Source organism: Bacillus sp. EB106-04-02-XG92, from assembly GCF_058791995.1.
Genome location: NZ_JBYTEA010000001.1, coordinates 1,073,705 through 1,097,173, shown reverse-complemented (window position 1 = coordinate 1,097,173; position 23,469 = coordinate 1,073,705). Strand labels below are relative to the sequence as shown.

Below are 23,469 nucleotides of genomic sequence, written 5' to 3'. Positions count from 1 at the left end.
AAATGAATGGGAGAAAAAATGTTAGGAATTATTAATGCAACGGGAAGTTTTCCTTCCTTAAAGAAAGTAACAGGGCATCGTTCACTAGCGGCGTTACCGTTTGGAGGCCGTTATCGACTCATTGATTTCATGCTTTCAAATATGGTGAATTCTAATATTCATAGTGTAGCGGTTTTTACAAGTCATAAAAACCGTTCGTTAATGGACCATGTTGGTTCAGGAAAACAGTGGGATTTAGATAGAAAAAGAGACGGACTGTTTTTATTCCCGCCAAATTGCCAATGTGACCAAGATGAATTTGGGTCTTTTGCGCATTTTAGAAGACATATTGATTATTTTCTGAGAGCTAGAGAAGAATACGTCGTTATTACGAATAGCCATCTCGTAATAGCATTAAATTTCCAGGCGGTGTTAGAGCGACATATACATACGGCAGCTGATATTACTGAAGTTTGCCATGAAGGGGTTTCGCTTCAAACATACGTGTTAAAGAAACAATTATTGTTAGATTTATTCGAGTCATATAAAGATATGGAGCAATATAGCTTATTCGATGTAGTGAGAGAAAAGCGCGGAAAATCACTGCATATTGCTACGTATGAGCATACAGGATATGTAGCAATTATTGATTCGATTGAAAGTTACTATAAACATAGCTTAGAAATTTTGAAACCTGCTATTTGGAAGCAAGTATTTAAGAAAGAAGCACCGATCTTTACGAAAGTAAAAGATGAACCACCAACTCGTTACTTAAAGGGTGCAGCCGTGAAAAATACAATGATTGCAAACGGCAGTATTATTGAAGGTGAAGTAGAAAATAGTGTTGTCTCCCGTTCTGTTAAAATCGGGAAAGGTTCAATTGTTCGTAATAGCATTATTATGCAAAAGAGCCAAATTGGAGATAACTGTATAATAGACGGTGTTATTATTGATAAAGACGTGAAAATTGGTGACGGTGTTGTACTAAAAGGAAACGCTGATGAGCCATACGTTGTAGAAAAAGGAAGCGTTCAAAACAGTACGATTAATAGTTATTCTTAAAAGAATCAGTGGGGGTCTTCCTCCACTGATTAAAGTTTTAATTCAAATGAAAACTCGAAGGGAGGAAGCTGCAAGGGAAGTAGTATAAGCTTTTCGTGCAGTGGGACAACAAGTGAATATTTTATTTGCAGTATCAGAATGTGTACCATTTGTTAAATCGGGAGGCTTAGCTGATGTGGCAGGTGCGCTCCCAAAAGAGCTAAAAAAATTAGGTGTGGACGTTCGCATTATACTCCCGAATTACAGTCTTATTCCGCAAAAATTAAGGGATGGATGTACGCTACATAAAGTAATTAACGTCCAGCTTGGGTGGAGAAATCAATATTGCGGAATTTTAAAAGGTGAGCAAGACGGGATTACGTATTACTTAATAGATAATGAATATTATTTTAAGAGGGATTCTCTATATGGACATTATGATGATGGAGAGCGTTTTTCTTATTTTTCGAAAGCAGTTTTAGAGTGTATTCCTCATCTTGATTTCGAAGTGGATGTTCTTCATAGTCACGATTGGCATACAGCTATGGTTAATTTTTTACTACGTGAAAAGTATCAAGATAACCCATTATATGAGCATATTAAAACGGTATATACAATTCATAACTTGCAGTTCCAAGGTGTATTTCCTCCTGAAGTGATGTACGACTTGTTAGAACTTGGTGATGAATATTTCCATAGTGAGCAGTTAGAGTTTTATGGAAATGTGAACTTTATGAAGGGCGGTATTATCGCTTCTGATCAAATTACAGCGGTTAGCCCGACATATAAAGAAGAAATTCAATATGAATTTTTCGGTGAGAAGTTAGATGGGTTGTTACGAAAATATAATGATAAGCTTAGCGGCATTGTAAATGGAATTGATACGAGCGTATATAATCCAGAAACGGATTCGTATATTACTGCTCAGTACGATGCAGATTCATTATATGAAAAGAGTGAAAATAAACGCGCCTTGCAGCGTTATTTTGGTTTGCCAGAAAAAGAAGATACACCGATTATTTCAATGGTAACGAGATTAACGAAGCAAAAAGGTCTTGATTTAGTACGTACTGTATTCCGAGAAATAATGGAGGAAGATGTACAATGTATTATTTTAGGATCAGGTGATTCGGAGTATGAGCAATTCTTTGAGTGGATGGCATACGAGTATCCAGAGAAGGTAAAAGTATATATCGGTTTTAATGAAGAATTAGCTCACCAAGTATATGCGGGAAGTGATTTATTCTTAATGCCATCACTATTTGAACCGTGTGGACTTGGACAACTTATCGCATTAGCGTACGGTACGATTCCGATAGTAAGAGAGACAGGCGGATTAAATGATACGGTACAATCTTATGACGAAGAAACTGGAGAAGGAAATGGTTTCAGTTTCACGAACTTTAATGCACATGACATGTTGCACACGGTTCTTCGTGCAATTGAATTTTATCATGATAAACCGGTATGGGAGCAACTTGTAAAGCAAGCGATGACTGAAGATTATAGCTGGGAGAAGTCAGCTCTTGCTTATAAGAAATTGTATAAAAGTCTCATGGAATAACATGTAGGTGGTGAAGAAATGTTTACTCATGTTGAAAGTTTCAAATCAGCTTTTCTAGAAAAGTTAGAGACGATGTATGGTAAAAGTTTCAAAGACTCTACAACACGTGATCAATACAATACGCTTGGGTACATGGTGCGTGAGTATATGAATAGTCAATGGATTGCAACGAATGAAAGCTATCGGTCTGGAGAGCGAAAGCAAATGTATTACTTATCCATTGAATTTTTACTTGGGCGTTTGCTTGGAAGTAACATATTAAATTTAGGCATCAGGGATGTATGTGAGCAAGGACTTTCTGAGCTGGGGATTTCGTTGCAAGAATTAGAAGAGGTGGAAGCAGATGCAGGTCTTGGAAATGGTGGTCTTGGACGATTAGCAGCCTGTTTCCTTGACTCACTAGCATCGTTAAACTTACCAGGTCATGGGTGTGGCATTCGTTACAAACACGGCTTATTTGATCAAAAGATTGTTGATGGTTATCAAGTTGAATTTCCAGAACAGTGGCTTCTTCATGAAAATGTATGGGAAGTAAGAAGGCATGATCAAGCTGTAGAAGTAAGTTATTTCGGCAATGTGGAACCGCTATACATTGATGGACGTTTAGAGTTTAGGCATACGAATGCAGAAGTGATTATGGCAGTACCATATGACGTTCCAGTAGTAGGTTACGAGACGAGTACTGTAAATACACTTAGACTTTGGAATGCTGAACCAGTTCCTTTCCCGCAAAATTGCAAAGATATTTTGAAATATAAGCGTGAAACAGAGGCGGTATCGGAGTTTTTATATCCAGATGATACGCATGATGAAGGGAAAATACTTCGTTTGAAACAACAGTATTTCCTCGTATCCGCAAGTTTGCAAAATATCGTTCGTATGCATAGAGAAAGATATGGTGACCTTCGTCAATTACATGAGAAAATTGCAATTCATATTAATGATACACATCCAGTTTTGGCGATTCCAGAACTGATGCGTATTTTATTAGATGAAGAAAAATTAGCATGGGAAGAAGCTTGGCACATAACGACGCAAACGATTTCTTATACGAATCATACGACGTTATCAGAAGCACTTGAGAAGTGGCCAATTCACATTTTTAAACCGTTATTACCGAGAATTTATATGATTATTGAAGAGATTAATGAACGTTTCTGTCATGAACTTTGGGAACGTTATCCGTATGAATGGCATCGTATTGAAGAGATGGCGATTATTGCACATGATCTTGTGAAGATGGCGCATTTAGCAATTGTCGGTAGCCATAGTGTAAACGGTGTAGCAAAAATTCATACAGAAATTTTAAAGCAACGTGAAATGCGATTGTTTTATGAGTTTTATCCAGATAAGTTTAATAATAAAACGAATGGAATCGCTCATAGACGCTGGTTAATGAAGGCGAATCCGCAGCTGACAAACCTTATTTCAGAGGCGATTGGAACAGAGTGGAAGAAAGAACCGATTAAGCTTCAAGAGCTACAATTAGTTCAATACGATGCGAGTTTCCAAGAGAAATTTGCAGAGGTAAAACAAGAGCGTAAAGAGATTTTAGCGGCGCGTATTCATAATAAAATGGGCATTACAATTGATCCTAATTCTATTTTTGATGTGCAAGTAAAAAGACTGCATGCTTACAAACGACAATTATTAAATGTTCTTCATATTTTATATTTGTATAACCGTTTGAAAGAGGATGCTAGTTTTACATTTTATCCGCGTACTTTTATTTTTGGAGCGAAAGCATCACCTGGCTATTATTATGCGAAAAAAATTATTAAATTAATTAATGAACTCGCAAGAAAAGTAAATAATGATCCGTACGTAAGCCAATATATGAAAGTTATCTTTCTAGAAAACTATCGAGTGTCTGTAGCGGAAGATATATTCCCAGCGGCCGATGTAAGTGAACAAATTTCAACTGCGAGTAAAGAAGCATCGGGAACAGGGAATATGAAATTTATGATGAATGGTGCGATTACACTCGGCACGCTAGACGGAGCTAATATTGAAATAAAAGACAGGGTCGGTGATGATAACTGTTTCATTTTCGGCTTAACGGCCGATGAGGTGCTTCATTACTATCAAAATGGTGGATATCGTGCAAGTGATTATTATCATCACAATGGGCACATTAAAAAAGTAGTAGATCAGTTAACGAATGGTTTCTTTGCACAGTCGGGAGCTGAATTTGAAGCGATTTACGATTCTCTCGTTATTCAAAATGATGAATATTTCGTTCTGCGAGATTTTGGTCCATATGCGGAAAGACAAGAAGCTGTTGGTAGAGCCTATGAAAACCGGACGAAGTGGTTAGAAATGTCGATTTTAAATATTGCACAATCTGGTCACTTTGCAAGCGATCGAACGATTTTACAGTATAGTAATGAGATTTGGGGTATTGGTAATGCGGTTACGCAGTATTAAGTGAAAGTCCCTTTTGAAGGGGCTTTTCTTTATGAAGTTGAAGTGGGGTGAATGATGTATGGGAGATATGTGTGAGGAACTTGATTTAAAAACAGATAGATTACTATTAACGAAGATACAGTATTCACATGTAGATGATTTGTTTGAAGTGTATTCGAATCCAGAAGCAGCCATATATGTACCTAGGGACGTACATAAAACGAAAGAGGAAACGCATAGTTTACTAGAAAATATGCTTGCAACGATACAGGAAGGTAAAGCTATTATCTGGTCTATTGTGCTGAAGGATACTCAAAAAGTGATTGGGACGTGTGGAATATGGCTCATGCCGCATAATAGTGCATCGATCGGAGCTGTAATTAGCCCAGCGTATTGGGGGAAAGGACTTATTGTTGAAGCTTTCGAAGAACTCATTGAAATAGGCTTTCAGGAGCTGAATATAAACCGTATGGAAGGAAGATGTGATGCGGAGAATATAGCTTCTGAACGTGTGATGCAAAAGTTAAAAATGGTATATGAAGGCACATTGAGACAAAGTGTAAAAGTGAATAAAGCGTATAGAGATGCGAAAGTGTATTCACTTTTAAAAGAAGAATATAATTACTTAAAAAACCGAGCTTAATCTCATTAAGCTCGGTTTCTCTTTTTTGCTTAAGAAAGAAATGGGATAGCGGTATAGATTATACCTGTTCCACCATATTCTCCTGTCGCAAAGTATGAAAATGTAAAGAAACCTGTAAACGTAAAAATTACAATGAGAAAAAGTGCAAAGATAAATTTTAGCATGTAAGGTCCCCTCATCCAAAAATAACTTCATATATTATTATAGTATAAGGATATAAGGTTTCCAATCATTACCTGGTTAAAAATGAGAAGTCAGACATGTTTTGTATGTTGTCATGGCATGATTATTTGTAATAGATTTTGTATTTTTTGTAAATGTCATGTTGTGATGAACGTGTGCATATTCCCAGTCTTGTTCATTAAAATGGACATTGCGAGGAGGGAGAAGAGGGACGACATCAAATAAATTAACGAAGCGAAAGCTACTAGCTACTTGTAGTTTATAATAATTCCGAAAGGCGATATCTCCTACTTTTGGAGAGGCAAATGTGTAAAGACCGTACTGCGCAAATGCGGTGTTGATACGCGCATCAAGTATATGTAGTGTAGCGAGTGCACCGCCTAAGCTATGACCGGTTGCAAGAAGTTTTTTATGGGCTGGTAGTGATACGAGCATATCCATAATAGAATCCCGGCAAGATTCATAAATGGAAAGAAAGCCGTTATGGACATTTCCGCTATTCAAAGCATATGGATATGGTTTTTGATTGACGAGTGAATCGATAATCCAGTCTGTATCAGTTTGTGTCCCGCGAAAAGCTACAATAATGGTATCCTCAGATTCTAGTATGAACCCGAACCATTCTGTCGTTTGAATGGTTTTTCCTTGAAAGCCTTGTACATATTGAAAACCATCTGGTATTTCAAAAATCCCATTTTGTTTATATTGTTCATACGTTAATTCACAACAGGAAGCTAACAGTATGGCAGTATCTTTATCAAAGGATAAAGGAGTACGCATGAAGGAAGCCCTCCTTACGAAAAGGTATAGTTCAATATATGCAGTGAGGGACTTGATTCATTCTTTTGGAGTAGGGGAATAGTTTGTATGCTTATTTAAATCAGTGGATGAAAGTATATCGGCTTATGGGCGAATTATGCAAAAATAAAACAGCGCCCCATAAGGGCACTGTTTATTCTTTTCCATCTAATAAACGACCAAGTCCACCTAATACACTACCTTCACCGCTGCTTTGCGCTGCTGGGCTTGTCAGGCGTGCTGCTAAGCGGCTCAGTGTTAAGGACTGAATCCAAACTGTTCCAGGCCCTTCTAACGTTGCGAAGAATAAACCTTCGCCGCCAAATAGAGCTGTTTTTACTTTTCCAACGAACTCAACATCGTAGTTAACATCTTTTGTCATGGCAACGAGACAACCTGTATCGATGCGAAGTTTTTCGCCAGGTTTTAGTTCACGCTTATATACAGTTCCGCCTGCATGCATGAAAGCAAGTCCATCACCTTCGAGTTTTTGCATGATGAAACCTTCACCGCCGAAGAAACCAGTTCCGATTTTTTTCGTAAACTCGATTCCGATAGAAACGCCTTTTGCTGCACAAAGAAACGCGTCTTTTTGACAAACTACTTTTCCTTGATATTCTGTTAAATCTACAGGAACAATTTTACCTGGATAAGGGGCAGCAAATGATACGTGGCGCTTGCCGTGACCTGTATTTGTAAATACAGTCATAAACATGCTTTCACCTGTAACGAGACGCTTACCAGCGCCCATTAATTTTCCGAATAAACCTCCAGATGGGCCAGAACCATCACCGAAGATTGTTTCCATTTCGATGTAATCTTCCATCATCATCATTGCGCCAGCTTCTGCAATCACGCTTTCTTCTGGATCTAACTCAATTTCAACAAACTGCATATCATCGCCGTATAACTTATACTCGATTTCGTGTGCTCTCATTTTTTTCACCTCGTATGTAATAGATACTTATATTGTACAGAATTTAACAGGATTAGAATACTTTAGTTTTGTTAATTTTTAAATAAAGTGGGGGCATCGAAACTGATTATCAGCTCCCACCAATTGAGCTGTCCGCAAATGGCGGGATAAAATATGAATATGGAAATTCAACATTATATTAAAATTATAAAAAAATGGTGGAATGAAAGTGTTCTCATTTGACGTTTTGGATATAGCGTGATATAGTGAAATCACTATTGAGCTACATAATGTGGTACGGAAATAAAGCACGTTGAATTAAAGGCTGTAAGCTTGTTATACATTCATGTCCTTTATATCCACCTTTTCATGTGGATTCATAGTTTCATTTTTATTTAGGAGGTACATGACATGCAAACAGGTAAAGTTAAATGGTTTAACAGCGAAAAAGGTTTCGGTTTCATCGAAGTTGAAGGTGGAGACGATGTATTCGTTCACTTCTCAGCTATTCAAGGTGACGGATTCAAAACTTTAGAAGAAGGTCAAGAAGTTTCTTTCGAAATCGTTGAAGGTAACCGTGGACCACAAGCTGCTAACGTTACAAAAAACTAATTAGCTAGCGATAAAAAGCATTCCGATTTTCGGAATGCTTTTTTTTATTCTTTAGAACTCGACTCATTTGAAGATAGTTCGCCCTTAAAGGTACGCTCTTCAAAGTCATCAAGCATTTGTTCATATTCTTCATGTTCTTCCGTAGCGAAAACTTGCGGATTTTTTCCATACATATCCGTACCGATAAAGTTTTCGAAGTCCTCTACGTAGCCTACATTTTCCTCACTATTTACGTACATGCCATTATAGTTTTTCGAATCTTGTCTTTCTAAATCGGATGGCGTTTCGGACGTTCCATAATTGGCAACATCTTGCCACGCATCTTCTGCATCGTACTCAACAGAACGATCTTCATCATGTTTATGGAAAGAAGGAGATAACACTTCTTCCTCAACTGGTCGTGTATTCATATTTAACTTACTTGTCGTGTGCTCGATGCATGTTGTAGCAGTCGGCATTGCTTCTAATCTTTCAAATGGAATTTCTTCGCCAGACACTTCGCAAATGCCGTACGTACCCGCTTCTATTTTTTGCAAGGCATGTTTCGTGTCCTCTAGCTGTTTATGCCAAAGTTCAATAAGCCCGAAATCTTTTTCTCGTTCATATAGCTCTGTTGCCATATCAGCTGGATGATTATCATAGCTAGATAATTCTCCAACAGAATCACGTTCAGATGCACGATCTTCATTTTCATGTGTTTGTATCGTTTGCTCTAGTTCTTGCTTTTGCTTTTCTAAAACGGATTTAAATTGATTTATTTGTTGTGGAGTTAACATAGTCGTCCACCTTCCTACAATTCAGTTTCTTTACATAGTATGAGCGTTGCGAGTAGGAATTATGAGCTGAAATTGGTATATGAAAAAGGAGCCGCGTTAGCAGCTCCTTTTTAAAGGAAATATCCAAGTAATAATCCAATTCCCATTAAGAGACCGAAGATTGTATTTGTTTTTGCTGTTGCAATCATCGCAGGTACCATTTCCATTGGAATGCTTTTGCCGATAAAGCCTTTCGTCGCTTTAAATGCTTTCGGTGCACTTAAAAATACGATAAGCATCCATGGTGATACGATGCCCACGATAATTAAAGCAATTGTCCAAATGTAGGAAACGATGAACATAGAAGCAAGTACACCAACCGCTCGCTCGCGTCCAACGAGAATTGCTAATGTTTTACGACCGTTTTCTTTATCGCCATCTAAGTCACGGATATTGTTAGCAAGTAAAATGGCACCAATCAAAATGGAGCTTGGAATAGATAGTAAAATGACTTCTGATGTTACAGTTCCAGTTTGAATAAAGAATGAAATTCCAATAATGATAACACCCATAAATAATCCGGCTGTTAACTCTCCAAATGGTGTATAGGCAATGGGAAGTGGACCACCCGTATAAAGGTAAGCAACGGCCATACAAACAAGACCGATTGCAGCAAGCCACCAGCTAGAATTCATACAAATATAAACACCTAATAGTATTGCGATGCCGAAAAATCCAAATGCTAAGTTAAGCACTGTTTTTGGCTGAATGCCATCGCGAACGATAGCGCCGCCGATACCAACTGAACCTTCGTGATCAAGTCCTCTTTTATAATCAAAGTATTCATTAAACATGTTTGTTGCTGCCTGAATGAGAAGACAAGCAAGAAGCATTATAAGGAAAAGAGGGAGATGTATTTGATTTATACCTCCGACCTGCATTGCATAGGCTGTTCCGATGAAAACAGGAACGAAAGCTGCTGTTAATGTATGGGGACGTAGTAAACTCCACCAAATGCGCCAGCCTGTTTGCTTACTTGGCTTTGGCGCCGTAGGAGAGGAATTCGTTTCGACGTTCATTTCCATGTTGAATCCTCCTTTGGTCACATATTGTACACAACTAAGTGTAGAAAAAGCATCATTTAGTGTCAACGTTTATTTTCTAGGAAGAGAAGGTGAATTTCTCAGAAATGCTAAACGTTGACAGGCCTTTCGTTTGAGGTGTATCTTAAAATCAAGCGTAATTATGACTATTTTTCGCCCATAGGGGGGAGACAATTGTGATTCAAACGAAACAAATAGGCTTGCAAGAAGTTCTTAGTGCGGCCATTAAGCGTGCAACTGATGAAAAAGTATTGGTTAGTTTTGTAAAACAAATAGACTGGATGGATCCGCTTCTGTTTTATGCAGCAGGTAAAAGGATTGCATTCGAAAATAGATGTTATTTTGCAGACCCAGCTCAGCATGTAATATTTGCTGGAATTGGTTCTGTTTTCACTATAGCAACTGCTTCTGACAAACGCTTTCAAACTGCACGTGACGAGTGGGATAAAGTAAAAGAGAAAGCATTTGTACAAAGAGAGAGATACGAGTTTGGAACAGGTCCTCTTTTATTTGGTGGATTTTCATTTGACCAAGAAAAAGAGAAAACGGACTTATGGAAAGAATTTGATGATACGACATTTTCACTACCAGCATTTTTATTAACTGTAAAAAATGAAAAAGCATGGTTAACGATGAATACATTCGTTTCAGCAACCGATTGTGCAGAAACTCTTTATAATGAAATTGTTTCTTTAGAAGAGAAAATTTTTGGGGAGAGTAAATGTGCACTAGAAGGATCGAAATTAACAGTTACTTCTAAAGTAGAAGTGGATCCGAAAGGCTGGATGAAGGCCATTGAGAAAGTGCAAGATGAAATGAAGCAGGGGAACGTGCAGAAGGTTGTATTAGCGAGGGAGTTAAAAGTAGAGATGGATCATCATATTGATTCTGCTCTCGTTTTAGAAGCACTCCGCATTGGGCAACCGGATTGTTACGTATTTTCTTTTGATTATAAAGGAGCATGCTTCTTAGGAGCGACGCCAGAGAGGTTAATTCGCAAAGAAGGTGAGAAGTTTACTTCGATGTGTCTTGCGGGTTCAACTGGTCATGGTCAATCTATAGAAGAAAGTAAGCGAAATAGTAATGCGCTTCTTCATGATGAAAAGAATTTAGCTGAACACGGTTATGTTGTGAACATGATTCGAGGAGTATTAAATGAGCACTGCGAATACGTTAATATTCCGGAAAGTCCAGGCTTATTAACAACGAAAAACTTAATTCATTTATATACGCCTGTAGAGGCAAAAGGCGATGCGAGTCTTTTAACAATGGTAGAAGAATTACATCCAACACCAGCTCTTGGCGGGACACCTCGTTTGGAAGCGATGAAACTAATTCGTGATGTTGAATTGTTAGACAGAGGATTATATGGCGCACCGATTGGCTGGATAGATGATGAAGGAAATGGTGAGTTTGCGGTTGCACTCCGCTGCGGGTTATTAAATGGCGAGAAAGCATCCTTATTTGCCGGTTGCGGGATTGTAATTGATTCAGTACCACAACTTGAATATGAAGAAACAAGTTTGAAGTTTAGACCGATGCTTGGTGCTTTGGAGGAATTAATGAAATGAACAATCATATAGAAGCATTATCATATTATTTAGGCGCGTTCGTGGATGAACTGACGCGTCTAAATGTATGTGATGTTGTCATTAGTCCAGGCTCACGGTCAACGCCGATTGCTCTACTAATGGAACAACACGAAGGAATGAACACATATTTACATGTAGATGAAAGATCAGCGGGATTTTTTGCGCTTGGTATTGCAAAAGCGAAAAAACGTCCTGTTGCATTATTATGTACGTCAGGAACGGCAGCAGCGAACTATTATCCAGCTGTATGTGAAGCTTTTCATTCGCGAGTGCCGCTTATCGTCTTAACAGCAGATAGGCCACATGAATTGAGAGACGTCGGTGCACCACAAGCGATGAATCAAATTAACTTATACGGTACATTTGTGAAGCGATTTACAGAGATGGCACTTCCAGAAGCGAGTGAAGCGATGTACCATTACGCTCGCATGACGACGCAGCGCACGATAGCAAGCGCACTTCTAGCGCCGCAAGGACCTGTTCATCTTAATTTTCCAGTTCGCGAACCGCTTATCCCGGACTTTTCATTAGAAAGTTTATGGGATAAAGGACGCGGGGAATATACAGGAGTAGTTCAGCAAGGGAACGTGATGATGCCGAGTGAATATGTAGATTCTCTTGTAGGGCGCCTTTCACATATGGAAAAGGGGCTTATTATTTGTGGAGATGATAGTCATTCAGAAATCGCAGCATTTGCAACGCAATTAGCTGAAAACACAGGATATCCAATATTAGCGGATCCACTTTCTAACATTCGTAGCGGACACCACGATAAAACGATGGTAATCGACTGTTACGATACATTTTTACGAAATGAGCTGTTAAAAGAAACGTGGAAGCCGGAAGTTATAATTCGTTTTGGTGGTATGCCTGTTTCAAAAGCATTAACGCAGTTCATCAAAAAACAAACGAAAGCTGTTCATATCGTTGTTGACGAATCTGGACAATGGAGAGATCCAGCTCTCGTTGCGACAGAAGTTGTTCAGGCAAGTGATATTGCATTTTGCAGTGCATTAATAGAAAAAATGCCAGTTATGAAAAAGAATGATTGGTCCCGGATGTGGCAACATATAAACGAAAAAACGAAGGAAACGCTTCGTGAAATGGAAACATATGAAACTGCATTTGAAGGAAAAGTTATTACAGATATTGTCCGCGTATTACCAGAAGGAGCAACGTTATTTGCGAGTAATAGTATGCCAATTCGTGATACAGATTCATTCTTCTTCACATCAGATAAAAATATTCAAGTGATGGCAAACCGCGGTGTGAATGGGATTGATGGCATCGTTTCAACAGCTTTAGGAGCGAGCATGATTTGCGATCCGCTCGTATTAGTGATCGGTGACTTATCATTCTATCACGATTTAAACGGATTATTAGCAGCAAAATTACACGAATTAAATATAACGATTGTCGTTGTAAATAATGACGGTGGCGGTATTTTCTCATTCTTACCACAGTATGAGAAGAAGGAACACTTCGAATCATTATTTGGTACTCCAATTGGGCTTGACTATGAGCATGTTGTTAAAATGTACGGTGGTTCATTTAGCCGGGTAAATGGTTGGGAGCAATTCCGAGAAGGGGTACAAAAAGGAACGACGACAAAAGGTTTACACGTTGTAGAAATTTGTACGAACCGTGATGAAAACTTAACATTACACCGTAAATTATGGGCAAAAACGCAGGACGTAATTACTACATACTTGCAAGGTGAATCAAAATGAACGTAACGCTGCAAGGTGTATCGTATGAATATGAAGTTGTCGGAAGCGGGGAACCACTTCTACTTCTTCATGGTTTTACGGGAAGTATGGAAACTTGGCGTTCCTTCATTCCTTCTTGGAGCGAGCAGTTTCAAGTCATTTTAGTAGACATTGTTGGGCACGGAAAAACGGAAAGTCCTGAAGATGTGACGCATTACGATATTCGAAATGTAGCATTGCAAATGAAAGAACTACTAGATTATCTTCATATTGAAAAAGCACATATACTTGGCTATTCAATGGGCGGTAGACTGGCGATCACGATGGCGTGTCTATATCCAGAATATGTACATTCTCTTTTGTTAGAAAATTGTACAGCCGGGCTCAAAAGTGAAGAGGATAGAAAAGAACGTCGTGAAAAAGATGAGCGACTTGCTCATAAAATTGAGCGAGAAGGCATCAATAGATTTGTATCAATGTGGGAAAATATTCCGCTGTTTGAAACGCAAAAAAGTTTAGCACAAAACGTACAAGAAGCGGTGCGAAAAGAACGACTTGCTAACAATACAAAAGGGCTTGCAAATAGCTTACGCGGCATGGGAACAGGGGCTCAGCCTTCATGGTGGAATGAGTTGCCAAACTTAAAAATGCCTGTTCTTTTAATGAACGGGGAGCATGATGAAAAGTTCTTTTGCATATTAAAAAACATCGAAAAATGCGTCTCTGACGCGAAATTTGTCAAAATTGATGGTGCTGGCCATGCAATTCATGTGGAACAACCGGAAAAGTTTGATACAATAGTAAAGGGATTTCTAAAAACTATGCAGTGATGCTTTTTCATCTAAGAAGGAAGCTACACTTATAGAGGAGATCAGAAATATACAAGGAGGTAGTTGTAATGGCTATTGAATGGGTAAAAGAAGGCAATTACGAAGATATTATTTATTCAACATACAATGGTATCGCAAAAATTTCGATTAACCGCCCTGAAGTACATAACGCATTCCGTCCAAAAACGGTAATGGAGTTAATCGACGCTTTTGCACAAGCTCGTGATGATGCAAATGTTGGCGTTATCATTTTAACAGGTGAAGGTGGACGTGCATTCTGTTCTGGCGGCGACCAAAAAGTTCGCGGTCATGGTGGATATGTAGGTGACGACCAAATCCCACGTTTAAATGTATTAGACTTACAACGTCTAATTCGCGCAATTCCTAAACCAGTTATCGCAATGGTAGCAGGTTATGCAATCGGTGGTGGACACGTACTTCATATCGTATGTGACTTAACAATCGCTGCAGACAACGCTGTATTCGGACAAACAGGTCCTAAAGTAGGAAGCTTTGACGGTGGATACGGAGCTGGTTACTTAGCTCGTATGGTAGGTCACAAGAAAGCTCGCGAAATTTGGTACCTATGCCGTCAATATAGTGCACAAGAAGCGCTTGATATGGGCTTAGTAAACACAGTAGTACCATTAGAAGAGCTTGAAGCAGAAACAGTACAATGGGCACAAGAAATCTTAGCAAACAGCCCAATGGCGCTTCGTTTCCTAAAAGCTGCATTCAACGCAGACACAGACGGTCTAGCTGGTATTCAACAACTAGCTGGAGATGCAACGTTATTGTACTACACAACTGACGAAGCAAAAGAAGGTCGCGACGCGTTCAAAGAAAAACGCAGTCCGGACTTCGGTCAATTCCCTCGTTTCCCGTGATCAAACCAAAAGCGTAGCCGACTGCTTAGCCCCGCTGGCTAAGGTTCTTTCGCACAGAAAGTGTTTTTTACTTTCTCGTGCGGAAGGTTCTTAGACGGAAGGGGCTAGGAGGCGCAGCTAGATGAAACCAAAAGCGGAAGCAGCTCGTTCAGAATGTGAGGGGGATGGAGCTTCTGACGTAGAGGCGCTTTTTGCCTCGTAGGAAGAAGTGAAGCCACCGAACATTCTAGCTGCTGTAGCTGGATGAAACCAAAAGCGGAAGCGGCTCGTTTAGAACAAGAGGGTGTTGGAACTCCTGACGTAGAGGCGCTTTTTGCCTCGTAGGAAGGCGTGAAACGACCGACTGTTCTAGCCGCTGTAGCTGGATGTGACAAAGCGGAAACAAAACAACTAAGAGACTTGATGTCATATCAAGTCTCTTTCTTTCATGAAAGGAGAATGTATGATGGAGACGATGCCAAATTGGTTAAAGCAACGTGCATTTTTAACACCAGATCGCACTGCAATTGAAATAGAGGAAGAGAAAGTTACTTTTATGCAGCTGCATGAAAAAGTAGTATCTGTTTGTGAACACCTTACGCATGTAGGAGTGAAGCGTGGGCAAAAGGTGGCTGTTCTGATGAAAAATGGTATGGAGATGATTACAGTTATTCACGCCCTATCTTACGTAGGGGCAGTAGCTGTACTTTTAAATACGCGTCTTTCAAGAGAAGAGCTACTTTGGCAAATGGATGATGCTGAAGTTGTTTGTTTAGTGACGGATCAAGATTTTGAGGGTAAAGATGTTCCTGTATATTCATTCGCTGAAGTAATGAATGGACCGAAGGCGGAAGCCTCTATACAAGAAGAATTTTCTTTAGAAGAAGCGATGACAATTATTTATACGTCGGGGACGACTGGGAAACCGAAAGGTGTTATTTTAACGTACGGCAATCACTGGGCAAGTGCGGTTGGCTCTTCGCTTAACTTAGGGCTTCGTGATGACGATTGTTGGTTAGCGTGTATGCCGATGTTCCATGTTGGCGGGTTATCTCTTCTAATGAAAAATATTATGTACGGCATGCGCATTTTACTCGTTTCGAAATATGATGCTGACTTTATTCATAAAGCACTTCAAACGAGAGGTGTTACGATTATTTCAGTCGTATCAAAAATGTTAACTGATTTATTAGAGAGACTTGGAGAAGAAACATATCCATCTTCTTTACGATGCATGTTACTTGGCGGAGGACCAGCGCCGAAGCCGTTACTCGAAACATGTGTAGATAAAGGAATTCCTGTGTATCAAACGTACGGTATGACAGAAACGTCTTCGCAAATTTGTACGTTATCCGCGGATTACATGTTAACGAAAGTAGGATCAGCCGGGAAACCACTATTTCAGTGCCAACTACGTATTGAAAAAGACGGCGTAGTAGTGCCGCCACATGCGGAAGGCGAAATTGTAGTAAAAGGGCCGAACGTAACAGGCGGTTATTTTAACCGTGAAGATGCGACGCGCGAAACAATTCAAAATGGATGGCTTCATACTGGTGACCTCGGTTATTTAGATGAAGAAGGATTTTTATACGTATTAGATCGCCGCAGTGATTTAATTATTTCTGGCGGAGAGAATATATATCCGGCTCAAATTGAAGAAGTGTTACTTTCTCATCCGAAGGTAGCGGAAGCAGGTGTTGTCGGTATGACTGACGATAAATGGGGACAAGTACCCGCTGCTTTTGTTGTAAAAAATGGAGAAGTAACAGAAGAAGAAATTCTTCATTTTTGCGAGGAGAAATTAGCGAAATATAAAGTGCCGAAAAAAGCGTGTTTCTTAGAGGAATTGCCACGAAACGCTTCGAAAAAATTGTTAAGACGAGAGTTAAGACAATTAGTGGAGGAGATATAGGTGGAAATAAAAAAAGCGACGCTTCATATAACGGAAATGCCACTCGTCATCCCGTTTGCTGCAAGCTACGGGACGTATGAAAAGCGTGAAAGTATCGTCATTGAATTAGAAGATACGGACGGATACATTGGATTTGGCGAAGTCGTTGCGTTCTCTGAACCGTGGTACACGGAAGAAACAGTGAAGACTGCGCTACATGTACTTCAAGATTTTTTATTACTGGATTTATTAAAGGCGGAGATTTCTCATCCGAATGAAGTACCTGGTTTGTTCCAACATATAAAGAGAAACAGAATGGCAAAGGCGGGAATTGAAGGGGCTGTTTGGGATTTATATGCGACGCGACAAAAGAAGTCATTAGCGACATTGCTTGGCGGAACTAGGACTGAAATTGAAGTTGGTGTTGTGATTGGTATCAATACAACACCGGTTATGTTAAAACAAATTGAGAAGTACGCGGAAGAAGGATATGAGCGTTTTAAAGTGAAAATAAAGCCAGAGCATGATTACGAATTATTGAAAGAGATTCGTAAAGAGTTCCCGCACATCCCGTTAATGGCTGATGCAAATTCAGCTTATACATTAGCGGATACGGAGAAACTGAAACGATTAGATGAATTTCAATTGATGATGATTGAACAACCACTAGCGGATTACGACTTTCTTGATCATGCACAGCTGCAAAAGAAAATTGAAACGCCCATTTGTTTAGACGAAAGCATCCATAGTTTAGAAGACGCGCGCGTTGCGATTACGCTGGGAAGTTGCCGCATTGTAAATATTAAACCAGGGCGAGTGGGCGGATTAACGGAGTCGATTCAAATTCATAATTATTGTATGGAGCATAATATCCCTGTTTGGTGCGGTGGTATGGTAGAGATGGGGATTTCACGAGCGCAAAATGTTGCGCTTGCTTCGTTGCCGAACTTTACGATTCCTGGCGATATATCTGCTTCTAGTAGGCACTGGGAGAGGGATATTATTTCGCCGGAAGTGATGCTTGAGGGCGGAAAGGTGATTGTACCGCAAAGTGTTGAAGCTGAGTATGAAGTAGACCGCGGAAGGTTGGCGGAAATTACGAAGCAGCGAATTGTTTTGGAGCGGTAGGTTGAGTCTTTTAAATAGCGGGCGAATTTCGTCGGTAATTGTCGGTAAGTCGATATAATTGAAAAATCGCTGATATAATTCGAGTTACGGTTGATATAATTGGAAAATCGCCGATATAATTCAAGTTGTGGTCGATATATTTGAAAAATCGCCGATATAAATTTCATTTACTAAGGTTACTCCCGCGAGTAACCTTTTCGTATTGTACAAATTGGATAGACTAGTTTACAATCGAGCGTATAAAGGGGGAGTAATATGAAGCGCATTTCAATTTTAATAGCGGATGATGAGGCAGAAATTGCCGATTTAATTGAGATACATTTAGAAAAAGAAGGTTACCACGTCGTGAAAGCAGCTGATGGAGAAGAGGCAATTCATGTTATTGAAACGCAGCCAATCGACTTAGTGGTTTTAGATATTATGATGCCGAAAATGGATGGTTATGAAGTGACGCGCCAAATTCGTGCGAAGCACCATATGCCAATCATTTTTTTAAGTGCGAAAACATCTGATTTTGATAAGGTGACAGGTTTAGTATTAGGTGCAGATGATTATATGACGAAACCTTTTACACCGATTGAATTAGTCGCACGTGTAAATGCACAATTACGCCGATTTCTTACGTTAAATCAGCCGAAAGTAGCAGAGAATAAATCTGCTTTAGAGGTAGGCGGAGTCATTATTGATCCTGAGCGAAGAACAGTAAATGTGTACGGAGAACAAGTTGAATTAACACCGAAAGAGTTTGATATTTTATATTTATTAGCGAGCCATCCGAAGAAAGTGTACAATGTAGAAAATATTTTTCAGCAAGTATGGGCAGATGATTATTTTGAAGGTGGAAATACAGTTATGGTACATATTCGTACATTACGGAAAAAACTTGGAGAAGATAAAAGAAAGAATAAGTTAATAAAAACAGTGTGGGGAGTAGGGTATACTTTCAATGGCTAAAAAGATGAGAAGTTTTCGCTCGAAGATGGTTATGATATTTGCGCTAAGTATGATATTTGCTGGTGGCGTAACGTATATCATTTATGAAGGATTACGAATTTATTATAAATTAGTCGTTCGTTTTGAGGACCCATTAGCCCAAGTTCGGTCAATGGTAAGACAAATTGGGGATGTTAATTTCTTTTTAATTATTTTCATCCCTCTATCCATTATGTTTTTCTTCTTCCTTACTAGGCCTTATGTAAAATATTTTGATGAGATTTCAAGCGGGATTCATCATTTGGCGAACGGGGATTTTACAAATGAAGTGCGCGTGTCATCAAACGATGAGTTTGGAGATATCGCACGTGAAATAAATGTTGCGAGTGAAAAGTTAAAAGAAGCGGTGGAAAGAGGAGACTTTGCTGAAAGTAGTAAAGACCAGCTCGTTGTGAACTTAGCTCATGATCTAAGGACACCATTAACATCCGTGTTAGGGTATTTAGATTTAATTCTTAAAGATGAGAATTTAACAAAAGAACAAATTAAACATTTTTCCACGATTGCATATACGAAATCACAAAGGCTCGAAAGTTTAATCGAGGAGTTATTTGAAATTACACGTATGAATTACGGCATGCTAAAGCTGGATAAAAAGCCGATTGATATAAGTGAACTACTTATCCAGTTAGATGAGGAATTGTATCCTTTATTAGAGAAACATCATTTAGAAGCTAGGTTGAATATTGATCCTCATTTGCCGATTAACGGTGATGGAAAATTGTTAGCTAGGGTATTTGAAAACTTGTTAACAAATGCCGTTCGATACGGATATGATGGGCAATTTGTTGATCTGAATGGGTATATCGATAATGAAGAAGTTGTCGTACAAGTTATAAATTATGGAGATAGTATTCCAGAAGAAGATTTACCGTATCTTTTTGATATGTTTTATACAGGTGATAAATCGAGAACTGAGAACCGTGGCGGGACAGGCCTTGGACTGTTTATTGCGAAAAATATTGTTGAGCAGCATAACGGTACGATTTCTGCTGAAAGTAATATAGTTAGAACAATGTTTGAAGTACGATTGCCAAAAGAAGAGAACTTAACAATTTAATAAAAATTTAAACTTTACCCCACTTTTTATTTTAATAGTTTTTTCTATTCTATACGTAAGTTACGTTAAGGAGGAACTAGAAATGAAAAAGTGGGTATTTATTTCTTTTTTTATAGCATGCACAATCTGTGTAGGCGTTTATATATCACCATTATTCCAAAAGGAGATCGATGTTAAAATTGCCGACAAAGATAATACGGTAAGGGCTGTGAATACGGAAAAGGTAGAGATTACAAAAGAAGAAATTTATAAAGGGGATCTGTTATTAGTTAATAAAGATTACCCAGTTAAAAAAGATAGTATTAGGTCTGATATTATAAATGTAAATCACAATAGTGAATTAGTAAGAGGTTACGTCATATTTGATAGAAATCTTCGCTTATCAAAGGATGTTGTGAGCAAGTTTTTGAACGTTGTCGATGCAGCTGGAAAAGATGGCGTGCAGCATTTCTTAATGAATAGCGGATATCGAGATTTTAAAGAGCAAGAAAAGTTATATGAAAAAATGGGCTCTGACTATGCACTTCCAGCAGGATACAGTGAACATAATTTAGGATTATCACTGGACGTTGGATCTACGCAAAAGAAAATGGAGAAAGCGCCTGAAGGAAAGTGGATTGAAGAGAATGTATGGAAGCACGGCTTTGTTTTACGCTATCCGAAAAATAAAAGTGATATTACAGGCATTCAATATGAGCCGTGGCATATACGTTATGTCGGCTTGCCTCATAGTGCGATTATGCAAAAAAAGAAAATTACATTAGAGGAGTACTTAGACTTCTTAAAAGAGAAAAAAGAAATCACAACGGATGTGGAAGGTAAGAAATATACGGTTTCTTATTATAAAGTGTCCGAGAACATGAAAGTGAGTGTTCCGGTAAATAAGCAGTATGAAATTTCGGGGAATAATATGGATGGGGTTATTGTGACGGTTCAGGAATAGATAAAAAGGTTGTTCCTTTTTGGAGCAGCCTTTTCGTATATAAGAAAGGGATTGTTTTTTTGTCAGTAAATCGATATGTCTTGTCGAATCGTTAATATAATTTCCTAAACTATCATTATTTTGAGGGGCATCTTTTATTTCACTTTTAAACATTATAACGTTATATTTACTTCTCCCTTTTTTTGTGTTACGCTAAACGTGTGAAAGACATATAAAATGAAATTTTAATGTAAGCGTATTCTTATGGCTTCTTATAGAAAAGGGTGGAAGTACAATGACAGAACGATTCGTACTACGTAATGTGAAACGTGTGAACGGGGAAGAGATTGACATTGTAATTGAAAATAATAAAATCGCACAGGTGACGAAAGCTGGTGCTGGTGAGGGTGGAAAGGTTCTTGATTACTCTGGTACTTACGTATCGAGTGGCTGGATTGATTTACACGTTCACGCTTTTCCAGAGTTTGATCCGTATGGCGATGATGTAGATGAAATTGGCGTTAAGCAAGGGGTAACGACAATTGTTGATGCGGGTAGCTGCGGAGCTGATCGTATTGCAGATTTAGTAAAAAGTAGAGAGCAGGCAAAAACGAATTTATTTGCCTTTTTAAATATTTCTCGCATCGGTTTGAAACGAATTGATGAATTATCCAACATGGAATGGATAGATAAAGAGAAAGTAATAGAAGCAGTAGAAAAGTATAAAGATGTAATCGTTGGGTTAAAGGCGAGAATGAGTAAAAGTGTCGTTTGTGATAGTGGAATTGAACCGCTTCATGTTGCACGCTCTTTATCTCGTGAAACATCATTACCGATTATGGTACATATCGGTTCAGCACCTCCTCACATAGAGGAAGTTGTACCTCTTTTAGAAAAAGATGATGTGATTACACATTACTTAAACGGGAAAGAAAATAATTTATTTGATGAAGAAGGCACACCGCTACCTGTGTTATTAGATGCAGTAAAACGCGGTGTTCATTTAGATGTCGGTCATGGTAATGCTAGTTTTTCTTTTAAAGTAGCAGAGGCGGCGAAGCGTCACGGTATTGCCTTTAATACAATTAGTACAGATATTTACCGAAAGAATCGTATACACGGTCCCGTGTATAGTATGGCTCACGTTCTTTCGAAATTCCTTTACTTAGGATATCCGCTAGAAGAGGTAATTGATGCGGTGACGAAACATGCGGCAGAGTGGCTGAAAAAACCAGAGCTTGGCCGTATTCAAGAAGGCGATATTGCAAACTTAACTTTATTTACGGTGAAAGATGAGAAGGTTACGTTAATTGATTCAGAAGGGGATCAGCGCATTGCTGAAAGAAGAATTGATACGAAAGGGGTTGTAATCAATGGGTCATTCATTGAATGCTAAGTACGGATTAAAAAGAGTAATTAATGCGAGCGGTAGAATGAGTATTTTAGGTGTATCCGCTCCTACAGATACAGTGATGGATGCGATGAAACATGGTGGACAAAATTATGTGGAAATTGCAGATTTAGTAGATAAAGCAGGAGACCATATTGCGAGAATTCTAGATTCAGAGGCAGCGGTCGTTGTAAATTCAGCATCGAGCGGAATCGCACTTTCTATCGCTGGTATCGTGACAGAAGGAAATCGCCGTAAAAGTGAAAGACTTCATCAAGAGGTCATCGCGAAAAACGAAGTGATTATGTTAAAAGGTCATAACGTTCAATACGGTGCTCCAGTTGAAACAATGATTTATTTAGGCGGCGGTAAACTTGTAGAAGTTGGCTACGCAAATGAAGGGAAAGCAGAGCATATTGAAGATGCGATTGGTGAAAATACAGCAGCGATTCTTTATGTGAAATCCCATCATGCCGTGCAAAAAAATATGATTTCTGTTGAAGAAGCATGGGAAGTTGCGCAGCGAAATAACATCCCGCTTATCATCGATGCAGCAGCTGAAGAAGATATTCAAAAATATGTGAAGTATGCAGACCTTGCCATTTATAGTGGTTCAAAGGCAATTGAAGGGCCTACTTCTGGTATTGTTGCCGGTAAACGAAAATATATTGAGTGGCTGAAAGTGCAATTACATTGCATCGGAAGAAGTATGAAAGTTGGGAAAGAAACAACTTTCGGTTTACTTCAAGCGCTTGATGAGTACGGAGTAAAAGAAGATAAAAGTGAACAAGAAAAAGAGTTGTTACAAGTACTTATGCCGCTGAAAGAATTAAACGGTGTAAATGTAACAATCGTGCAAGATGAAGCAGGAAGAGCGATCTTTAGAGCACGCATTCACATTAACGAGCACGAGTTAAATAAATCAGCAAAAGACGTTGTAGCAGCATTACGCGAAGGGGAAATCGCAATTTATACACGTGATTACGGCGTAAGACAAGGATTCTTTGATATCGATCCACGTCCACTTCAAGGTGATGACATACATGTAATTGAAGAAAAAATGAGAGAAATTGTAGGGGGAAACTAAA

At 38.9% G+C, this 23,469-nt stretch carries 21 protein-coding genes; 16 read left to right on the top strand and 5 right to left on the bottom strand.

Going from position 1 to position 23,469, the window contains the following annotated elements:
- Positions 1-6: 6 nt before the first annotated feature.
- The 4 genes from glgD to AC3WVA_RS05835 all read left to right on the top strand — a co-directional run bounded on the left by glgD (position 7) and on the right by AC3WVA_RS05835 (position 5,633).
- Positions 7-1,041 carry a glucose-1-phosphate adenylyltransferase subunit GlgD gene (glgD, locus tag AC3WVA_RS05850; protein ID WP_098345693.1) on the top strand — a complete coding sequence of 345 codons (1,035 nt, stop codon included), beginning with the start codon at positions 7-9 and terminating at the stop codon, positions 1,039-1,041.
- 112 nt (positions 1,042-1,153) lie between these two features.
- Positions 1,154-2,584 (top strand): glycogen synthase GlgA, encoded by a 1,431-nt coding sequence (gene glgA / locus AC3WVA_RS05845; RefSeq protein WP_098520167.1) that lies wholly within the window; start codon positions 1,154-1,156, stop codon positions 2,582-2,584.
- An 18-nt stretch (positions 2,585-2,602) separates the two neighbouring features.
- Complete coding sequence (gene glgP / locus AC3WVA_RS05840) at positions 2,603-5,011, top strand: glycogen phosphorylase (RefSeq protein WP_195756869.1); 2,409 nt, start codon at positions 2,603-2,605, stop codon at positions 5,009-5,011.
- Between the two features lie 58 nt (positions 5,012-5,069).
- Positions 5,070-5,633 (top strand): GNAT family N-acetyltransferase, encoded by a 564-nt coding sequence (locus AC3WVA_RS05835; RefSeq protein WP_048529680.1) that lies wholly within the window; start codon positions 5,070-5,072, stop codon positions 5,631-5,633.
- A gap of 29 nt (positions 5,634-5,662) precedes the next feature.
- Here the strand turns inward: AC3WVA_RS05835 and AC3WVA_RS05830 are convergent, their stop codons facing one another.
- From AC3WVA_RS05830 to AC3WVA_RS05820, 3 genes are all read right to left on the bottom strand, one after another.
- The gene (locus AC3WVA_RS05830) at positions 5,663-5,797 is read right to left on the bottom strand and encodes a hypothetical protein (protein WP_000911073.1); all 135 of its coding nucleotides are present in this window, start codon (positions 5,795-5,797) and stop codon (positions 5,663-5,665) included.
- A gap of 76 nt (positions 5,798-5,873) precedes the next feature.
- The gene (locus AC3WVA_RS05825; RefSeq protein ID WP_048529676.1) at positions 5,874-6,596 is read right to left on the bottom strand and encodes a lipase family protein; all 723 of its coding nucleotides are present in this window, start codon (positions 6,594-6,596) and stop codon (positions 5,874-5,876) included.
- A 172-nt stretch (positions 6,597-6,768) separates the two neighbouring features.
- The gene (locus AC3WVA_RS05820) at positions 6,769-7,551 is read right to left on the bottom strand and encodes a TIGR00266 family protein (RefSeq protein ID WP_087958383.1); all 783 of its coding nucleotides are present in this window, start codon (positions 7,549-7,551) and stop codon (positions 6,769-6,771) included.
- A 390-nt stretch (positions 7,552-7,941) separates the two neighbouring features.
- Here AC3WVA_RS05820 and cspD point away from each other — a divergent pair, with 390 nt between their 5' ends.
- On the top strand, positions 7,942-8,142 hold the full coding sequence (gene cspD, locus AC3WVA_RS05815) for a cold-shock protein CspD (RefSeq protein WP_001193054.1): 201 nt from the start codon (positions 7,942-7,944) through the stop codon (positions 8,140-8,142).
- Positions 8,143-8,186: 44 nt separating this feature from the next.
- On the opposite strand, the gene AC3WVA_RS05810 is transcribed toward cspD, so the two are convergent.
- Together AC3WVA_RS05810 and AC3WVA_RS05805 are read right to left on the bottom strand one after the other, a co-directional pair.
- A complete protein-coding gene (locus tag AC3WVA_RS05810; protein WP_098345695.1) occupies positions 8,187-8,918 on the bottom strand; it encodes a yteA family sporulation protein in 732 nt (243 codons plus the stop codon).
- 110 nt (positions 8,919-9,028) lie between these two features.
- The gene (locus AC3WVA_RS05805; protein ID WP_000425740.1) at positions 9,029-9,982 is read right to left on the bottom strand and encodes a 1,4-dihydroxy-2-naphthoate polyprenyltransferase; all 954 of its coding nucleotides are present in this window, start codon (positions 9,980-9,982) and stop codon (positions 9,029-9,031) included.
- 194 nt (positions 9,983-10,176) lie between these two features.
- Here AC3WVA_RS05805 and AC3WVA_RS05800 point away from each other — a divergent pair, with 194 nt between their 5' ends.
- From AC3WVA_RS05800 to AC3WVA_RS05750, 11 genes are all read left to right on the top strand, one after another.
- The gene (locus tag AC3WVA_RS05800) at positions 10,177-11,571 is read left to right on the top strand and encodes an isochorismate synthase (protein WP_098345696.1); all 1,395 of its coding nucleotides are present in this window, start codon (positions 10,177-10,179) and stop codon (positions 11,569-11,571) included.
- Positions 11,568-13,322, top strand: coding sequence for a 2-succinyl-5-enolpyruvyl-6-hydroxy-3-cyclohexene-1-carboxylic-acid synthase (gene menD / locus AC3WVA_RS05795; protein WP_098345697.1), 1,755 nt, complete (start codon positions 11,568-11,570; stop codon positions 13,320-13,322). The genes AC3WVA_RS05800 and menD overlap by 4 nt, the downstream gene beginning before the upstream one ends.
- A complete protein-coding gene (gene menH, locus AC3WVA_RS05790) occupies positions 13,319-14,131 on the top strand; it encodes a 2-succinyl-6-hydroxy-2,4-cyclohexadiene-1-carboxylate synthase (protein ID WP_098345698.1) in 813 nt (270 codons plus the stop codon). Before menD ends, menH begins: the two co-directional genes overlap by 4 nt.
- Positions 14,132-14,199: 68 nt before the next feature.
- Positions 14,200-15,018 (top strand): 1,4-dihydroxy-2-naphthoyl-CoA synthase, encoded by an 819-nt coding sequence (gene menB, locus AC3WVA_RS05785; protein WP_000963885.1) that lies wholly within the window; start codon positions 14,200-14,202, stop codon positions 15,016-15,018.
- Positions 15,019-15,463: 445 nt separating this feature from the next.
- On the top strand, positions 15,464-16,909 hold the full coding sequence (locus tag AC3WVA_RS05780) for an o-succinylbenzoate--CoA ligase (protein WP_141539452.1): 1,446 nt from the start codon (positions 15,464-15,466) through the stop codon (positions 16,907-16,909).
- Positions 16,910-18,016: an o-succinylbenzoate synthase gene (menC, locus tag AC3WVA_RS05775; protein WP_098345700.1), complete on the top strand. Its 1,107-nt coding sequence runs from the start codon at positions 16,910-16,912 to the stop codon at positions 18,014-18,016.
- A gap of 255 nt (positions 18,017-18,271) precedes the next feature.
- Positions 18,272-18,970 (top strand): response regulator transcription factor, encoded by a 699-nt coding sequence (locus AC3WVA_RS05770; protein ID WP_000822497.1) that lies wholly within the window; start codon positions 18,272-18,274, stop codon positions 18,968-18,970.
- Positions 18,963-20,069, top strand: coding sequence for a HAMP domain-containing sensor histidine kinase (locus AC3WVA_RS05765; protein ID WP_098345701.1), 1,107 nt, complete (start codon positions 18,963-18,965; stop codon positions 20,067-20,069). The genes AC3WVA_RS05770 and AC3WVA_RS05765 overlap by 8 nt, the downstream gene beginning before the upstream one ends.
- Before the next feature lie 82 nt (positions 20,070-20,151).
- The gene (locus AC3WVA_RS05760; protein WP_098345702.1) at positions 20,152-21,012 is read left to right on the top strand and encodes a M15 family metallopeptidase; all 861 of its coding nucleotides are present in this window, start codon (positions 20,152-20,154) and stop codon (positions 21,010-21,012) included.
- A gap of 274 nt (positions 21,013-21,286) precedes the next feature.
- A complete protein-coding gene (locus tag AC3WVA_RS05755) occupies positions 21,287-22,387 on the top strand; it encodes an amidohydrolase/deacetylase family metallohydrolase (protein WP_098345703.1) in 1,101 nt (366 codons plus the stop codon).
- Positions 22,365-23,468 (top strand): DgaE family pyridoxal phosphate-dependent ammonia lyase, encoded by a 1,104-nt coding sequence (locus AC3WVA_RS05750; RefSeq protein WP_098345704.1) that lies wholly within the window; start codon positions 22,365-22,367, stop codon positions 23,466-23,468. The genes AC3WVA_RS05755 and AC3WVA_RS05750 overlap by 23 nt, the downstream gene beginning before the upstream one ends.
- Position 23,469: the final 1 nt, after the last annotated feature.

Excerpts from the sequence above, each read along its gene's own strand:
- glgP (WP_195756869.1), top strand. The coding sequence starts at position 2,603 with ATGTTTACTCATGTTGAAAGTTTCAAATCAGCTTTTCTAGAAAAGTTA.
- AC3WVA_RS05825 (WP_048529676.1), bottom strand. The coding sequence starts at position 6,596 with ATGCGTACTCCTTTATCCTTTGATAAAGATACTGCCATACTGTTAGCT.
- AC3WVA_RS05805 (WP_000425740.1), bottom strand. The coding sequence starts at position 9,982 with ATGGAAATGAACGTCGAAACGAATTCCTCTCCTACGGCGCCAAAGCCA.
- glgD (WP_098345693.1), top strand. The coding sequence starts at position 7 with ATGGGAGAAAAAATGTTAGGAATTATTAATGCAACGGGAAGTTTTCCT.
- AC3WVA_RS05760 (WP_098345702.1), top strand. The coding sequence starts at position 20,152 with ATGAAAAAGTGGGTATTTATTTCTTTTTTTATAGCATGCACAATCTGT.
- AC3WVA_RS05810 (WP_098345695.1), bottom strand. The coding sequence starts at position 8,918 with ATGTTAACTCCACAACAAATAAATCAATTTAAATCCGTTTTAGAAAAG.
- AC3WVA_RS05750 (WP_098345704.1), top strand. The coding sequence starts at position 22,365 with ATGGGTCATTCATTGAATGCTAAGTACGGATTAAAAAGAGTAATTAAT.
- AC3WVA_RS05820 (WP_087958383.1), bottom strand. The coding sequence starts at position 7,551 with ATGAGAGCACACGAAATCGAGTATAAGTTATACGGCGATGATATGCAG.
- AC3WVA_RS05780 (WP_141539452.1), top strand. The coding sequence starts at position 15,464 with ATGGAGACGATGCCAAATTGGTTAAAGCAACGTGCATTTTTAACACCA.
- AC3WVA_RS05830 (WP_000911073.1), bottom strand. The coding sequence starts at position 5,797 with ATGCTAAAATTTATCTTTGCACTTTTTCTCATTGTAATTTTTACGTTT.
- AC3WVA_RS05770 (WP_000822497.1), top strand. The coding sequence starts at position 18,272 with ATGAAGCGCATTTCAATTTTAATAGCGGATGATGAGGCAGAAATTGCC.
- cspD (WP_001193054.1), top strand. The coding sequence starts at position 7,942 with ATGCAAACAGGTAAAGTTAAATGGTTTAACAGCGAAAAAGGTTTCGGT.
- menD (WP_098345697.1), top strand. The coding sequence starts at position 11,568 with ATGAACAATCATATAGAAGCATTATCATATTATTTAGGCGCGTTCGTG.
- AC3WVA_RS05755 (WP_098345703.1), top strand. The coding sequence starts at position 21,287 with ATGACAGAACGATTCGTACTACGTAATGTGAAACGTGTGAACGGGGAA.
- menB (WP_000963885.1), top strand. The coding sequence starts at position 14,200 with ATGGCTATTGAATGGGTAAAAGAAGGCAATTACGAAGATATTATTTAT.
- AC3WVA_RS05765 (WP_098345701.1), top strand. The coding sequence starts at position 18,963 with ATGGCTAAAAAGATGAGAAGTTTTCGCTCGAAGATGGTTATGATATTT.
- menH (WP_098345698.1), top strand. The coding sequence starts at position 13,319 with ATGAACGTAACGCTGCAAGGTGTATCGTATGAATATGAAGTTGTCGGA.
- AC3WVA_RS05835 (WP_048529680.1), top strand. The coding sequence starts at position 5,070 with ATGGGAGATATGTGTGAGGAACTTGATTTAAAAACAGATAGATTACTA.